Genomic DNA, 14,158 nt, shown 5'->3' on the forward strand with positions numbered 1-14,158 from the left:
ATTGGTGGGCGGGATGCACTCGATGCACGCCTCGATTGTCCGGTGTCCCCGCTGCTGAATGAAATTGACGCTGCGATTGTAGCGGTAGCTCATGCCAATGCGCCTCGCACAGTAGATTCTCTCGCTCGCGCGATTGGATGGCCAATTTCGACGATCACGCGAAGGGTGCCGCATCTCATCAAGTCGGGTGGCCTAATCGAGGTCAGGGCTAACCTTTATGTAAGACCGGCGACCATCAAGCCACATGGCAGTGTTATCGCTGTCGAGGCCAAAGTAGATGATTGGCGAAAGGCCCTGCGTCAGGTTCGCACTTACGCAGTTTGGGCGGATTCGTACGTTGTTGTGATGGGTGACCTGACAGATAAGGCAACGCGACGAGTGGCGGTTGAGGTCGAACGTGACCAAGGTGGCCTGATGGTCGCCGGAGAATGGGTTATTCGCCCTCGACTTGAGTCGCCTCATAGCCGTGAAAGGCGAGTATGGGCGGCGGAGCATGTGGTCGCGGCCCTCCGTAACTACCAACCTTCACCTTCTCCGTAAAGGCGCAAGCCACGCTGTAGTGGCTCGATCCAGTGAGAGGCGTTCAAGGGTGACCCTGTCGTAGCCGCCACCTGAGGCCAGAGTCGGGCGGCATCACGATACATGTTCAGCAGGGTCGTGTAGCGGGCGTAATAGTTGTCTCCGTTATCCGCAATGGCATTTATGGCGGAGCGCAAGCCAGACACATGGTGGCGGAAAGCCTCCTGCGGGCCAGGTGGCGGGAATTCCCCGAGCGTTTGGTAAAGTGCCGGGTTCTGACTTCGAAGAACGGCCACTTCAGATGGCCGCAGCGAACCCAACAAGCTTCGGATCGTTACCCGCTCATACCAACCGCCACCGCCTCCCTCTCCGTTCTCGCGCTCGGCGTAGCTCGCGTAGGCGCATGCTCGCTGGCGCTGATCCCAGCCAGATCCCACACTTGCGGCCCCGGCGGCAACCCCCGGTAGGCCGGCGAGGTCACCGTGCGAAATGTGCACTGGAGCGTTTTCGCTCAAGGCCCTAATCGTCCGGCAAATTCCATGAGTTTCCTCGACCTCAGCCTCGACCGGCAGCGTCGCGAGTGGCCGCACTGGAACGATAAACCACCCAGCGGGCTCAAGTTGGGCGAGGGCCCCGATATGGGCGTCGAGTGCGAGACCACTTTCCCAGAAGGGAGCAGTGCCAGCGATTGTCATCCAGCAATTTGGCGCTTGGTCGATCGCATCTTTCGCCAATTCTAGTGCCAGCTCGCTACTCTGGGTTTCGGCATGATGGAGCAAAATCGTAGGAGCGAGCCTTGTTGCCTCCAGGTGATCCTGAAATGCAAAGACTCTAGCGAGATGGCCTTCTCTCAAATCCGCGCTAGAGAGATCTCCTCTATTGCCGACCCAAAAGTCATATTCTTGGTAGTAGCGGAAATCGCCAACTCCGGCCATCTGGAGGGCATGAGTCTGAGCATCAAACCAAACTTGAGCACCTTCATTGACAAGTCCGCGAGCCATGACTTCTGCGCTGCGCCTGTGACGCAAAGCGTGAAGCGGCGAAGCGAACGGGGAGATGATGGCGCCATCCGCCTCTCCGGCCTTTACTGCCTGGACTATCCAGGAGAGTAGGTTGCGGGGGCTGTCTTCAATCAAGATACTCACATGAGCTCCTCGACTGCCTGCGCCAGACGATTTCCGTTCAGATAGCGCCGTGCGGGTTGGGGATGCAAGCACTTGCGAATCAAAGAGCTTTGCTGGTCTGTGAGATCTGGCCTATGTTCGGCTATATCTACGGTGCGAGCGTTTATCAGACGGAGGGCGTAGTCTGCGTCATCGCCCGAGTATGGGATCGGGTTCTGGCCACTAAGGGCCGTATACATAAGAATCCCAACGCAGAAAACGTCAGAGGCGGCTGTCGGAGCTCCGGAGAAATTATGGAGATGCTCCGGACTCGCAAAACCAGGAGTTCCCGGTTGCCCTGCAATGGTCAGTCCTGAGCGCAATGTATGGCGAGCGAAACCGAAGTCCATGACCTTGTAGCTGCCGTTCGAGAGCCGACGGATATTGTTTGGGCTCAAGTCGCGGTGAACCACCCGCTTCGCATGAGCTGCCCCCAAACCCTTCGCTACATCCCTTGCCATCCTCGCTGTTTCATTCCAGGTCCACGGCCCGGATTGCAGGCTAGGCGTCAGGTCATCGCCGTCAAGGAACTCCTCGAGCCAGGCAGCACCTGTCGGGGGGGTGCCTAGCTCGATCAGCTCAGATGCAACTGCTACGACGTATGGGCTACTAATGGCGGAAAGGAGCTCCACTTCCCGTTCTGCCCGTTTAATGCTGTCCGGGTTGGAAGCGCCTATTGATATGACCTTGAGTACCAGGCGTTGTCCGTCGCGGTCGACGAGACTTACTGCCTTCTGTGCGCCACCCCGAAGTGGGGCAAGCTCTGTCACGCCAAGGGTAGTTAGAGCCTGTTCGACCAGTACGCGCGGCACGTCGTCCATGGCATGGATGGTAGCTCCAGGTAACGCTTTGTGCAGGGTGAGTGACCAAGTTACTTGATGGTAGTGATCTGCCTCGGCGCGTTGCATGCCCCTATACGGGCACTATCAGGAGATTCGCGATATGGAGTGGGTTGGGGCGGGTGGCTTGCTTGGTCCAGCAGGACCCAGGGCACGTACTGGCAAGGTTGCCAAAGTTGCGGAATCGGCGGCCTCGGGCGCAAAGGGTCCACCCTGCCCACAGCCCGCCACCCCCTGCGGGCCCGCCTGTCTTCTGTTTCATCCGGACTGCGCTGCTCGGCGGCACGTCGTGCTGTGAGCAGGGAGATGTGAATGGAAGCCGAGGGCGGGCTCGCGGCCTACCCGGGCATCATGTGCCGGGGGTTGCAGTCACGTCAGCTGGCATGAGGCGGCTAGTGAAGCCTTCGATGCACAGGCGCTCAAAGGCGGCTATGACGTCGTCGGGTACATGTTGCTCGATGGCCAGACCCAACCTCGGGAAGACGAGCACGCGTTGCAGGGCGCCCACGATCATGTCGATCACCATGCGGGCGTCTCCAATGGAGTCGGCGTACTCCTCCAATCCCATCGGCGTAGATGCGCACACCACTTCGACTCCGGGCCAGAGTTTCCGCATCATGCCGTATGAGCGCCGCTCTTCGTACGGCTTGCTCACCAGCAGAACGGACGAGACCTTGACGCCGGCCTCTGCCAGCACCGCTTTCGAGAACTCGATGTTCTCGCCGGTGTTTGTGGCGCGCGGTTCCAGGAGTACCGCGGACTCGGGCACCCCTAGCTGCAACGCCCGCTCTCGGTAGTGCACAGCTTCACCGCGCGGCATGCGCGCCCGGGTCGTGGGGCTGGTGGCCCCCGTGAAGACGATGACCGGCGCCATGCCCTGGTGGTACAACTCCGCTGTCACGTCAGCCACACCAAGGTCGTGACTGCCCAGCCCCACCGCCGCCGAACACGGCCGTGGGTCATGGTGCATGAAGTGGTAGTCCCACAGGAGTCGAGCATCCGCCCATGCCTGTGCCGAGATCATTCCTGCGCCTTCCTGTCCTGTGCCGAGTCGGGAACCTTGAAGTCGTACTCCCACGCGAAGCGAGAAGCCGCGTGAATGCCCACCGCGAACTCAACCACCGTGCCATCTGCGGTGTACGTGGTCCGGTGCAGCTCGACCACGGGTTCACCGGCGGGGAGCTGTAGGAGCTGCACTTCGTCCGTTGTCGGGACGCGGGCGAACAGGGCCTCCCTCATGTGGTCGATCTCGTATCCGGCGTCGTAGAGGACCCGGTACCCGCCGCCACGGCCGGCAGGCCCCGGGGTGGGGTCGACGATGCGTGTCCCCTCGACGTGCTCAGGCCGGTAGTAGCTGGTCAGAGTGTGAGTCGGCTGCACCCCTTCCTTCACGAGTCGGGCGCGTGCGTATACCTCGGAGCCGACTGGGACTCCCAGCCCCTCCGCAACGAGGTCGTTCGCCTCGACACGGCTCACGGTCTGCGTCTGCTCGTTGCGCTTGTACGTGCGTCCCGACGCGACGCGGTCGGCGATGAACGCGACTTCGTCACCGTCGCGCCACTTCACCTTGTCGTACCGGGCGATTCCCAGGCGCTTGAGCGCGGCGCGCGGACGCACAACGGTGCCATGTCCGCGTGTCGACGTCACAAGGCCTTCAGCCTCCAGGGCCTTGTAGGCCTTGTGGACGGTCTCCTTTGAGCCTTCCCCTGCCTCCACTAGCTCTCTGATCTGGGGCAACTGGGCGCCCGGCGGCAACTGACCGCTCTTGATCTGCTCCGCGAACCTGTTCGCCAGGTCGCGCCACTTCGGTGCCACGCAGAACTCCTCTCGACCAAGCCAGTGAACCACATAGTCCTAGGACTGTTGACAGTCCTAGGACAGCGTGGCACTGTCATCTCAAGCCGCTCGCAGTCCTAGGACAGCGGGTCGGAAGGGTCTTCTTTGGGCTGCTTCCAGGCCGTACCGGTTCGGGATAGCTCGCCTTTCGAGGCGGGCCCCTTGCCGGAAGCTCCTTGACAACTCAATGGGGATTACGCCGCCTCTCCTCGGCCAAGTAGGCGGCCACACGGGTTCCCCGTGTGAGGTACAGCGCAACTCGATCTCCGCAGCCTCGCTGCGGCCGGTTGCCTCCGCTGCTCGTCGCGCACGAGCAGCGCTGAGGGGAGCCGCGTGGGGCTTCACCCGTCATCCATCGAGAGGACTGTTCATGGACCGCCTGAAGGCACAGGCCTCGAAGAACCGTGAGGCAGCGAAGGTGCTGCGCAGCCGGGGCAAGGACACCGCCGCGCAGCAGATGGAGACCCGGGCCGACGAGCTGGAGTCGGGCCGTGTCACCGACGTCACCGACTCGGTCGTCGGCCTGTTCCGCTGGGCGCAGGGCCGCTGACCTAGGACTTGCCCATCCCGTAAACGGCGCGCCCCCGGAGTTGCACCTCCGGGGGCGCTGTCGGGCCGTACCTGTTGAGAGGACACACGACCCAATGAGCCACATCGTTACTGTTCAGGACGCTGTTACCGCGTTCGCCGACTTCATGGAGCCGACGAACGCGGAACTGGACGCCATCGAGCAGGAAATGCCCGTCATCCTGGCGGACGTTGACCTGCTGGACGCGCAGATCGTCACGCTGGACCGCGTCCCGACTGAGCTGGACAACCGGCGTCTCCGTCGGGCCCGCCGCCGGGCGCTGGCCGCGCGTCTCGCCCTGGTCAACCGCACCACGGCCGCGACCATGCCCGGGGGTGCCGCGTGAGCGCCGCCCGGAGTCTGACCGCCGCGCACGCCGAGGTGAAGGCGGAGATCACTCGGACCGACACCAAGACCGGCCTGCTGCTGGCGTTCGTCGGCGCGGTCCTGGCCGGCGCCTGGACGGTCGCCCGCGACCTCCCCCTGACCCTCCCCGCTTACGTGGCGGGCGTGCCCGGGATGGTGCTGCTGGTCGCGGCGGCCGGCATGCTGCTGCGTTCGACCCGGCCGAACCTGCGCGGCCGGCACGGTTTCCCGCTGTGGGCCACGCTCACCGCCGAGGAGATCACCGCCGCCGTGGCCACCGACTTGGCCGCCGACATTGCCGGACTCTCCCGGCTCGCGGTCGCCAAGTTCACCTGCCTGCGTCGCGCGGTCGACCTCACGTTGACCGGAGGGGCGCTGCTCATCCTCGCCGCGCTGATCATGACGGGAGGTGCGCTGTGAGCACGCTGACCGCGCAGATGTCGAGCGACGGCGGGCCGTGGCGCCTGTACGTCGTCCTGTACGGCGAGAGCGAGTGGCCCACCGCCCGGTTCGCGTCCGGCCCGGTGCCCACCGGCGCAGACCGCCGGGAGGCACTGGCCGCCCTCGGTTACGAGGTGGTCCCCGGTGCCGAGTGGGCGTGGATCGAAGACAGCCAGAAGCCCGACGACGACAGCACGCCGGTCGTCCTGATCGCGGCCGTGGACGTGCGGGAGCAGGAAGAGGTCACCGCATGAGCGCCAAGACTGTTCTGCCGGCCGTGGCGATGACGGCCGTGTCCATGGTGCTGACCCTGGCCGTGGTCGTGATGTGGCTGGGCACGGCGGTGCCGTGGCCGGTGGCGGTGGTCGTGGGTCTCGGCATCGATGGCGGTTGGCTGGCCACCCTCGCCTACGAACGCCGCCTTGCCGCGCAAGGCGACCACGACCGCACCGTCACCGCTGTCGGCTGGTCTTTCGGAGCGGTGGCAACCGGCGTCCTGGTCGCCCACGCCCTCACCGCCGAGGACTCCGCCGGTGCGTGGCTGGCCGTGGCCTGGCTCCCGATCGCGGCCAAGGCCCTGTGGCTGATTCACTCGATGTGGGAGCGCACCGCGCTCACCCCGAACGCGCTGGACGCCATCCGCGGCATTCAGCAGGAAGCGCGCGACGAGGCAGCCGTGGCCCGCGCCCGGCTGCGGGCCGAAGCGGCGACAGAGGAGACCCGCCTGACGGCCGTGACGGCTGCCGGTGCCCGCGTCGCACACGTCCAGGCGAAGACCGCACAGACGCTCTCTTCCGCGTGGTCGACGCTGGAGGCGGCCCGGAAGGGCGAGGAGACCGGCAGGGCCCTGACCAGCGTGACGAGCCCCGTCACACCCGGCGTCACGGCCCGCTGGGAACTGCCGGTGTGGGGCCCGAGCGAGCCGACCGGAGCACCCGCCCTGGAAGCCTCACCCGCCCTCACCGACGACGTGCTTGACGTCCTGGTCGACGGGATCCGTCACAGCCAGACGCCACCCCTGTCCTACCGGGAGATGGCGGCCCGTTTCCGCACGGCCGGTCACTCCGCTTCCGAGGTCCGCCTGAGGGCCGCTTGGAAGCGGGTGGTGGCGTGAGCAGCGTCAGCAACATGTCGGTGAAGTCGTTCAGCTTCGGTGGGGGTGTGCAGTCCATGGCGGCCCTGGTCCTTGCGGCCCGGGGCGAGCTGGACTTTCACACGTTCCTGATGGCGAACGTCGGGGACGATTCCGAGCACCCCGGCACTCTGGCCTACCTGCGCCAGTTCGCCATCCCCTACGCCGAAGCGCACGGCCTTGAGCTGGTCGTGCTGGATCGGGTGATGAAGCGCTCGGGTGAGGTCCGCACGCTATATCAGGACCTCACCCGCGAGGGCTCGCGGTCGCTAAAGATCCCGGTGCGGATGTCCAACGGGGCCCCCGGCACCCGCTCGTGCACGGCCCCAGTTCAAAATCAAGGTCGTCGGCGACGAACTCAAACGCCGTGGGGCGACGAAGGACGCGCCCGCCACGGTCGGGATCGGCATCAGCCTGGATGAGATCCACCGGGCGAACAAGCGGCGCTGCGAGCCGCACGAGCGCATCGAATACCCGCTGCTGGAGCGCGGGATCCGGCGTATCGACTGCGCCCGCATCATCCGTGAGGCCGGTCTGCCGGTGCCGCCGAAGTCGTCGTGCTGGTTCTGCCCGTTCCACCGGCCCGAGACCTGGCACGACATGCGCCGCGACGAACCCGAGCTGTTCGAGAAAGCGTGCCAGCTCGAAGAACTCCTCAACCGCCGCCGCGACGAACTCGGCAAAGACCACGTGTGGCTGACCCGCTTCAACCGGCCCCTTCGCAAGGCAATCCCGGACGGTGTCGACACCCTGCCGTTCGACGAGTGGAACTCCGGCTGTGACTCCGGCTGGTGCATGACCTGACCAGGAACTTCCCGCCTCTCACCCACCGAGGAGAAACCTCGTGAGCAAATCCGACATCCGACGCTTGGACCGCGAGATCCAGGCGACCATGAAGAAGCTGGAAGCGGTCCGCCGGGGTGAGTGGTGGCCGCTGAACGGCAGCGAGCGCCGGGCCATGGCCCGGGCCCTGGCCGGTGGCGCCTACAAGGTCGCCCGGGGCCGCAGCGCGAACCGTTCCGAGGAGCGCATGGACGCCACCGGCAACGCGGCCGAGATGCGGCTGATCGCGGAACTGACCGCCCTGCACGGCGAGCGACAGCGGCTCATCATCGAGGCCGCCCGCGCCAAGGCCGCCAAGAAGTCGTCCGGCTGGTTCTGACCAGCCATCACGCCGGGGTGGCCGGGACTTTCCACGGACACGGCCACCCCGGCTCTACATCACTCCCGCCCCCAGCGGGGGCAGTCAGGAGCCCTTCCAGCATGTCTGAGAACGTCGTCCACCTCCACAAGCCCACCGACCCCCCGACCCCCGACACCGCCCCCACCGTGCTCACCGTCGTACCCGACACGCCGCCCGCCAGGCCCGTGCCGCTGTGGGTGCGCTCCGGACGCGCCGTGAAGACCGCCGCCACGCACGAGCGCACGCGGTCGACGGGACGGGCGGTGGCCCGGCACGCGTCCTACACCTTCAATGGCGGGCGGATCGTGGCCCGCCGCACGTGGGACGGCCGTACCGGGTCCCGGTACGAGCGGATGATCCGAGCGGCGGAAGCGGCGGGGAACCTGGAAGCTGCCGAGGAGTGGGAGGAGCGGTTGCAGCGCTTCCGCGCCGCCCGACACCACCGCCGCATGGACCTGCTGCACTCGCCCGTGGAGGCCGCGAAGGGTGTGGCCGTCGGCGCCGGGATGAGCATTGGTGTCCTGGTCGCCCTCGGGGTCGTTATGGCCATCAACACCGGTCACGTCGACGACGTCATCACCCCGCTGTCGGCCACCATCGACTTCATTGCCCTACTGATCCGGATCGTGCAGATCGTGTGGGGTCCGGCACTCACGATCGGCCCGTTCCTGGCCCTGCTCGCCCTGTGGTCGGTCGGCCGCAAGCAGCAGGCCGCACCGAACTGGGCCCTCCCCGCGAACGTCCGCAACGGCGAGGGGGAGCCGATCACGCCGTCCATCGTGGTCAAGGCCCTGCGCGACCTCGGCGTGCCCGCCCTGCGCAACGCCATCAAGGAAATGGGCGATGCCGGCGCCTCCATGCTCGGGCCCATCACCATCGCCGGATGCGGCGTGGAAGTCGACGTGACCCTTCCCTCCGGGGTGTCGACCAACGAGGTGCAGAACAAGCGCCGCAAACTCGCCGAGAACCTCACCCGGCACGAACACGAAGTCTTCATCACCATCCCCCAAGCCGCCCGTACAGTGCGGCTGTGGATCGCCGACAGCGGGGCGCTGGACGAGCCGATCGGCCCGTCCCCGCTGGTCACCGACGAGACGATGACCGCCGACTACATCAAGGGCAAGGCGCCCTGGGGACAGGACCTGCGCGGCGACGCTGCCGCCCTGAGCCTGTATCAGCGCCACCTGCTCATCACGGGCCTGTCGAACCAGGGCAAGACCGTGGCCCTGCGCTCCCTGGCCCTGTGGCTCTCGCTGGACAAGTCGGTGCAGTTCCTCATGGGCGACCTCAAGGGCGTGGGCGACTGGGCCATGTTCGACGGGCTCGCCACGACCCTGATCCAGGGGCCGACGGATGAGCACGTGATCCAGGTGACCGAGATGGTCGAGGGCGCGGTCGACGAGATGAACCGCCGTATCCAGGCTCCGCCCGGCAGCGTGTTCCCGCCGCTGATCGTGCTGGTCGACGAGGCGCAGGTGGCGTTCATGTGCCCGGCCAAGGACGAGGACAAGCGGCCCTATGGCGGGTCGAAAGCCAACTCCCGGTACTTCATGGCCGTACGGAAGATTCACAACCAGGGGCGGGCCGTGAACGTGCTGATGTGGCAGGGCACCCAGGACCCGACCAACGAGAACCTTCCCAAGCTGGTCCGCGAGGGCGCCCACACCCGCGCCTCCCTCGCCCTGGGCACCGAATCACAAGCCCGCATGGCCCTCGGGGACAAGGCCGTCGACGGCGGCGCCGCTCCGAACCTGCTGCGTCCGGGCCTGGACCGGGGAACCCTGGTCGTCGCCTCCGACGGCATCACCATCCCGGCCGGACAGTCGTCCATCACGGTGCGCACGCACTACATCGACGACGACGCAGCCGATGCCATCACCGCCCGGGCCAAGGCCCTGCGCGACGGTGTCACCACCCTGCACGCCATCGAACGCAGCGAGGAACACGACTCCCTCGCCGACATCGCCGCCGTCATCGGCGACGCACCCCGCGTGCGGACCAAGGACGTCCTGGCACGGCTCGCCACCCGGAACACGGACGCCTACGGCGGCTGGTCGTTCATCGACCTCAAGCGCGTCCTGGACGACGCCGGCGCGGAGCCCTACAAGTCCGACGGCGTGATGGTCGTCGCCCGCGACCGCGTCGCCCGCGCCCTCGCCAACCGAGACACCGACGGTTCCGCTTCCGCCGACGGATGACAGGGAGCGCACCGCCGACGGGTCAGGGAGGCAGGGAGAACTCCCTGACCGCCTCCCTGACCCGCCTCCCTCGCCCTGACCTGCACGAATGATCGTTCAGGGAGTCAGGGAGGCACGCAGGTCACACCCCCCCAAACACCCCTCCACAACGCCCCCGGCGGGGGGTGGGTCCGCCTCCCTGACCAACGTTCGGAAGGAATTCCGCATGTACCCCGACAACACCCCGAACGTGCCCGTACAGCGGGCCGTGGAAGTCCACCAGCCGACCCCGCTTCCGCCCGCCGTCACCGTGTCGGCGCCGGTCGTGCCGGTGCAGCCGGACAGCGTCCCGGCGGTGGCGAGCGTGGTCCTGCCCGACGGCCGCGTCGTCACCGGCTACGCCATCAACCCCGCCCAGCCCGAACCGGTCGTCGCCAAGCCGCCCGTCTCCCGCACGGCCGTGAACGTCGCCCTCGGCGGTGTCGGATTCCTCGCCGTCTGCGGCGGCCTGCTGCTGCTCACCACGTTCATCACCGCCCTGACCGCGCTCATCACCCAGCTCATCACCCTCGCCGCCGTCGTCTTCGGCGGATGGATCGCCGTGCAGGTCTTCGGCGCGAGCGGCCACAAGGGCGGCAACACCTTCAACATCCGCAAGGCCGTCTTCAAGCGCAACCACTTCAACGGCTGATCACAATGCGGTGGCAGGGTTAGCATTCCAGTGCTTCACCAACGCCGGGTAAAAGCCGGGGTTTTCCTTGACCGCGTGAACGAGAGCGGGACAGTCCCGGCGCATTACGACAGCGAACTCCCGCCACCCCTCGTACCCAAGGACGGCAGGGGTAACTGCGGTGGTCATCAGCCCGTAGTCGATCGAGTCGGCCAGGATATTGACCAGGGCCATCACACGTGCCCGCTGCTCCGGATCCTGCGGGATGGGCGCTCCACCGTAGAAGTACTCGTACAGCGAAGGGTGCTCTGCAATGAAGCCGTCCACATAATGCAGCCGCTCAAGCCCGTTGTAGGTAGCTGTCGCTCCCGCAAGCCCATTGTTGAGCTTTGTCTGGCGTGTGAGCTCTCGCGTCTGCCAAGCAGCAATGAGTAGTGACGACACCACGCCGACCGCCGCAATCACTTCGAATATGTCGGCCATTCAGTCCCCCAGGTCGGAAGTACCGGGGCACTACCCAGAGCCAGTGATCCAGTAACGAACCACTCATCAACCTCCGGCTACGCCAAGGGCGACCCCCGCACCTCGCCAAAGAACCGGGGCCGCCCTTGCCCACCTGCCTACTACTGACCTGTGGAGGTCCCCCAGCATGACGCAACCGACCCTGATCCGGCGAGGGCACGGCAGCACGAGTGCACTGCCCGAACCCCTGCGGACCGCGCTGACGCTGGCCGCTGCCGGTATGCCGGTGCTGCCCCTGCGCGCGGGCAAGTCACCGTTCGGCAACTGCCGTACCTGCGCGGGCAACGCGTGCGGCGGCCGACCGAACATGAAAAGCGCAGGCCCCTGCCAGTGCCCTGGCGTCTGCCACGCATGGGCCGCCGCCACCACCGACCCGCACGTCCTCACCTCCCCGGCCTGGACGGCCGCGTGGCGACGAGCCGTCACCGTGGCCTACCACCCCGGGGCCGCCGGAGTGACCGTCGTGGACCTCGACGACACGGCGGCCGTCGCATGGGCTCACGAGACCCTGCCCGCCACCCGGACCGTGGAGACGACGCGCGGTGAGCACTGGATCTACCGGGGCGCCATGACGTCACACAACGCAGTGCGTCCCGGTGTCGATATCAAGTCGACCATGTCCTACGCACGGTGGCTCGGGCCCGGCACCGGCACGCTGGCCGCCCTGCCCGATGTCGTCCGCGCGCTGGCCGTGAAGGAACCCGTCCGGCCGGCGCCTCGTTCCGTCTCCCTGCCGGCAGGGTCCGGCGGCGGGCAGTGCCCGCACCGCATGCCCGCCTTCCTGGAACGCGGCATCGCCATGGCGGAGCAGCGCATCACGGAGGCGTCCAGCGCGGTCCACGCAACCGTGTACCGGACGTTCCTAGCCGTGCTGTCGAAGCACGGCCGGTGCGGCTGCCTCACCGACACCCACGTCGCCCGGCTGTTCACCGCCGCGCAGGCCAAGGGCGAGACGGCCCGGCACTGCACGGACGCGTGGACCAACGCCCGCACCACATTGGGACTGTGACCATGTCCGACGACGACAAGAGCCCCGCCCGCGAAGTCATCACCGACTACGCGCAATCCCACTTCCGGTACTTCCGCACCGCTGACGGCACCGTGTACGCGCAGAAGAACGGCCACCCCGTGGCCCGCCCGATCCGCTCGCAGGGCACGACGGGCAGCCACCGGCAGGAACTCATGGTCGGCCTCTTCCGCGACGGACATGGCGTGTTCAACGGAACGGCGCTCAAGGAGGCGTTGGACTTGATCGAAGCGCTCGCGCTGACCGAGGACGTGCAGCCCGTTCACATCCGCGTCGCCCCCGGGTTCGACGGGGCCACGTGGCTGGACCTGGGCCGTAGCGACGGGCAGTCGGTGCGTATCCACCCCACCGGCTGGGACATCGCCATCCCCGACCCGCGCGAAGTGTGCTGGCGGCGCACCCAGCTCACCGGCGAACTGCCCCTGCCCGCCAAGGACACCGACGGCAAGGGCATCGATCTCCTGCTGAGGCTCACCAACTTCGCCAATGCCGAGGCGGAGTGCCTGGCCATCGCCTGGCTCATCGGCAGCCTCGGACCGTCCGTGCCCGTCCCCGCCCCCTTCCTCACCGGCCCCCAGGGCGCCGGCAAGTCCACCGCCGGACGCATGCTCGTGCGGATCATCGAGGGCATGAGCAGCGACCTGCGCCGCGCCCCGAAGGATGAAGAGAACCTGATCGCGGCCGTGGCCGCCGGGTGGGTCACCGCCCTGGACAACCTCTCCCACATGACCCCGGACCTGTCCGACGCGATGTGCTGCATCGTCACCGGCGCCGAGAACGTCAAACGCGCGCTCTTCACCGACGGGGACGTGTTCCGCGCCCGCTACCGCCGACCCCTGCTCCTGACCGGCATCGACGTCGGCGTCATCCGCCCAGACCTTGCCGAACGCCTCCTGCCGCTGCGCCTGGAACGCCCCCGCGTCCGGCGGACCGAGGCGGAACTGTGGGCGGAGTACGCGGAGGTCCTGCCCGTCGTCCTCGGGTCCCTCCTGGACCTCACGGTCAAGGTCCGCGCGGTCGAGGCGGAGACCCCCACCGATCTGCGGATGGCGGACTTCGCGCACCTGTGCGCGCAACTCGACGCGGCGACCGGCTTCGGAGCGCTCACGGCGTACCGCGCCAGCCTGGACGACCTCAACGACGACGTGATCGAGGGCGACTTGCTCGCGCAGACCGTCCTCAGGCACGCCGCCGACATCGAACCCGGCGCAGAGCAGCGGATGACCTCCACGGAGTGGCTGCACTGCCTCACCCGCCTCTACACGGGCGAGGACTTCCGCCCCCTGCCCAAGGGGTGGCCGACCACCGGCAAAGTCCTCTCCGACCGCCTCAAGCGGCTGCAGCCCACCCTGGCCGCCCGGGGCGTCCTCATCGACTCGGGCCGCACCAGGGAGGGCCGCTACATCGAGATGACCCGCTCACCGGCCATGCCCTCGCACGAGCAGCAGACACTCTGACCGGCCCGCCTGGCTGAACAGCAAGAGGAGCACCACCGGCCGGGCGTGCTCCTCTTGCTGTTCGGCGGCGGCGCCGCCCTGCGATGGCGCCGCGCAGCGGCTCCTTCTTCACCACTTAAGCCGCACTGCACCACCACAGACACCCCCTTTTCCTAAGTGGGAGACGCTGCGTCACCCGCGTCACGGGCGCCTCAGAAACGCCGCGTGACCTGCGCAGACGGCCGTGACGCAGACGGCCGCGCTCTGCGTCACGCCGCG

17 protein-coding genes are annotated in these 14,158 nt (G+C 67.0%); 12 read left to right on the forward strand and 5 right to left on the reverse strand.

All coding sequences use genetic code 11. The annotated features are described in order from the left end of the window. Nucleotides 1–515: 515 nt before the first annotated feature. From CHR28_RS37495 to CHR28_RS17880, 4 genes are all read right to left on the reverse strand, one after another. Nucleotides 516–1,664 carry a hypothetical protein gene (locus CHR28_RS37495; protein WP_143655850.1) on the reverse strand — a complete coding sequence of 383 codons (1,149 nt, stop codon included), beginning with the start codon at nt 1,662–1,664 and terminating at the stop codon, nt 516–518. Beyond that, nucleotides 1,661–2,503 (reverse strand): serine/threonine-protein kinase, encoded by an 843-nt coding sequence (locus CHR28_RS17870; protein WP_179272477.1) that lies wholly within the window; start codon nt 2,501–2,503, stop codon nt 1,661–1,663. Before CHR28_RS17870 ends, CHR28_RS37495 begins: the two co-directional genes overlap by 4 nt. Nucleotides 2,504–2,870: 367 nt before the next feature. Then, nucleotides 2,871–3,545: a YdcF family protein gene (locus tag CHR28_RS17875; RefSeq protein WP_094054639.1), complete on the reverse strand. Its 675-nt coding sequence runs from the start codon at nt 3,543–3,545 to the stop codon at nt 2,871–2,873. Continuing rightward, the gene (locus CHR28_RS17880; protein WP_094054640.1) at nt 3,542–4,336 is read right to left on the reverse strand and encodes a GntR family transcriptional regulator; all 795 of its coding nucleotides are present in this window, start codon (nt 4,334–4,336) and stop codon (nt 3,542–3,544) included. Before CHR28_RS17880 ends, CHR28_RS17875 begins: the two co-directional genes overlap by 4 nt. A 391-nt stretch (nt 4,337–4,727) precedes the next feature. On the opposite strand from CHR28_RS17880, the gene CHR28_RS17885 reads away from it, so the two are divergent. The 10 genes from CHR28_RS17885 (at nt 4,728) to CHR28_RS17925 (ending at nt 10,915) form a co-directional block, all read left to right on the forward strand. Next, a complete protein-coding gene (locus CHR28_RS17885; RefSeq protein WP_094054641.1) occupies nt 4,728–4,907 on the forward strand; it encodes a hypothetical protein in 180 nt (59 codons plus the stop codon). 94 nt (nt 4,908–5,001) lie between these two features. Continuing rightward, nucleotides 5,002–5,271: a DUF6284 family protein gene (locus CHR28_RS17890; protein ID WP_094054642.1), complete on the forward strand. Its 270-nt coding sequence runs from the start codon at nt 5,002–5,004 to the stop codon at nt 5,269–5,271. Beyond that, entirely contained in the window at nt 5,268–5,711 is a 444-nt protein-coding gene (locus tag CHR28_RS17895; protein ID WP_094054643.1) for a Pycsar system effector family protein, read from the forward strand. The genes CHR28_RS17890 and CHR28_RS17895 overlap by 4 nt, the downstream gene beginning before the upstream one ends. Next, nucleotides 5,708–5,986, forward strand: coding sequence for a DUF6303 family protein (locus tag CHR28_RS17900; RefSeq protein ID WP_094054644.1), 279 nt, complete (start codon nt 5,708–5,710; stop codon nt 5,984–5,986). The genes CHR28_RS17895 and CHR28_RS17900 overlap by 4 nt, the downstream gene beginning before the upstream one ends. Next, complete coding sequence (locus CHR28_RS17905; RefSeq protein WP_094054645.1) at nt 5,983–6,846, forward strand: protein spdB; 864 nt, start codon at nt 5,983–5,985, stop codon at nt 6,844–6,846. Before CHR28_RS17900 ends, CHR28_RS17905 begins: the two co-directional genes overlap by 4 nt. Continuing rightward, nucleotides 6,843–7,286, forward strand: coding sequence for a hypothetical protein (locus CHR28_RS38390; RefSeq protein WP_256984290.1), 444 nt, complete (start codon nt 6,843–6,845; stop codon nt 7,284–7,286). The genes CHR28_RS17905 and CHR28_RS38390 overlap by 4 nt, the downstream gene beginning before the upstream one ends. A gap of 118 nt (nt 7,287–7,404) precedes the next feature. Further along, complete coding sequence (locus CHR28_RS38395; RefSeq protein ID WP_256984291.1) at nt 7,405–7,668, forward strand: hypothetical protein; 264 nt, start codon at nt 7,405–7,407, stop codon at nt 7,666–7,668. Nucleotides 7,669–7,708: 40 nt separating this feature from the next. Next, complete coding sequence (locus CHR28_RS17915; RefSeq protein WP_094054646.1) at nt 7,709–8,026, forward strand: hypothetical protein; 318 nt, start codon at nt 7,709–7,711, stop codon at nt 8,024–8,026. A gap of 101 nt (nt 8,027–8,127) precedes the next feature. After that, nucleotides 8,128–10,245 carry an FtsK/SpoIIIE domain-containing protein gene (locus CHR28_RS17920; protein ID WP_094054647.1) on the forward strand — a complete coding sequence of 706 codons (2,118 nt, stop codon included), beginning with the start codon at nt 8,128–8,130 and terminating at the stop codon, nt 10,243–10,245. 205 nt (nt 10,246–10,450) lie between these two features. Next, nucleotides 10,451–10,915: a hypothetical protein gene (locus CHR28_RS17925; protein WP_094054648.1), complete on the forward strand. Its 465-nt coding sequence runs from the start codon at nt 10,451–10,453 to the stop codon at nt 10,913–10,915. Here CHR28_RS17925 and CHR28_RS17930 read toward each other — a convergent pair whose 3' ends face one another. Further along, on the reverse strand, nt 10,916–11,377 hold the full coding sequence (locus tag CHR28_RS17930; RefSeq protein WP_094054649.1) for a hypothetical protein: 462 nt from the start codon (nt 11,375–11,377) through the stop codon (nt 10,916–10,918). 166 nt (nt 11,378–11,543) lie between these two features. Here CHR28_RS17930 and CHR28_RS17935 point away from each other — a divergent pair, with 166 nt between their 5' ends. Both CHR28_RS17935 and CHR28_RS17940 read left to right on the forward strand, forming a co-directional pair. Further along, nucleotides 11,544–12,425, forward strand: coding sequence for a bifunctional DNA primase/polymerase (locus CHR28_RS17935; RefSeq protein WP_094054650.1), 882 nt, complete (start codon nt 11,544–11,546; stop codon nt 12,423–12,425). Between the two features lie 2 nt (nt 12,426–12,427). After that, nucleotides 12,428–13,900, forward strand: coding sequence for an ATP-binding protein (locus tag CHR28_RS17940; protein ID WP_094054651.1), 1,473 nt, complete (start codon nt 12,428–12,430; stop codon nt 13,898–13,900). The last annotated feature ends 258 nt before the right edge of the window (nt 13,901–14,158 follow it).

This window comes from Streptomyces sp. XY006, from assembly GCF_002237655.1.
Classification (GTDB): Bacteria; Actinomycetota; Actinomycetes; order Streptomycetales; family Streptomycetaceae; genus Streptomyces; species Streptomyces levis.

Coding starts and splice junctions, on each gene's coding strand:
- CHR28_RS17870 (WP_179272477.1), bottom strand. CDS start 2,503: ATGGACGACGTGCCGCGCGTACTGGTCGAACAGGCTCTAACTACCCTT.
- CHR28_RS17875 (WP_094054639.1), bottom strand. CDS start 3,545: ATGATCTCGGCACAGGCATGGGCGGATGCTCGACTCCTGTGGGACTAC.
- CHR28_RS17885 (WP_094054641.1), top strand. CDS start 4,728: ATGGACCGCCTGAAGGCACAGGCCTCGAAGAACCGTGAGGCAGCGAAG.
- CHR28_RS17890 (WP_094054642.1), top strand. CDS start 5,002: ATGAGCCACATCGTTACTGTTCAGGACGCTGTTACCGCGTTCGCCGAC.
- CHR28_RS17905 (WP_094054645.1), top strand. CDS start 5,983: ATGAGCGCCAAGACTGTTCTGCCGGCCGTGGCGATGACGGCCGTGTCC.
- CHR28_RS17920 (WP_094054647.1), top strand. CDS start 8,128: ATGTCTGAGAACGTCGTCCACCTCCACAAGCCCACCGACCCCCCGACC.
- CHR28_RS17925 (WP_094054648.1), top strand. CDS start 10,451: ATGTACCCCGACAACACCCCGAACGTGCCCGTACAGCGGGCCGTGGAA.
- CHR28_RS17930 (WP_094054649.1), bottom strand. CDS start 11,377: ATGGCCGACATATTCGAAGTGATTGCGGCGGTCGGCGTGGTGTCGTCA.
- CHR28_RS17935 (WP_094054650.1), top strand. CDS start 11,544: ATGACGCAACCGACCCTGATCCGGCGAGGGCACGGCAGCACGAGTGCA.
- CHR28_RS17940 (WP_094054651.1), top strand. CDS start 12,428: ATGTCCGACGACGACAAGAGCCCCGCCCGCGAAGTCATCACCGACTAC.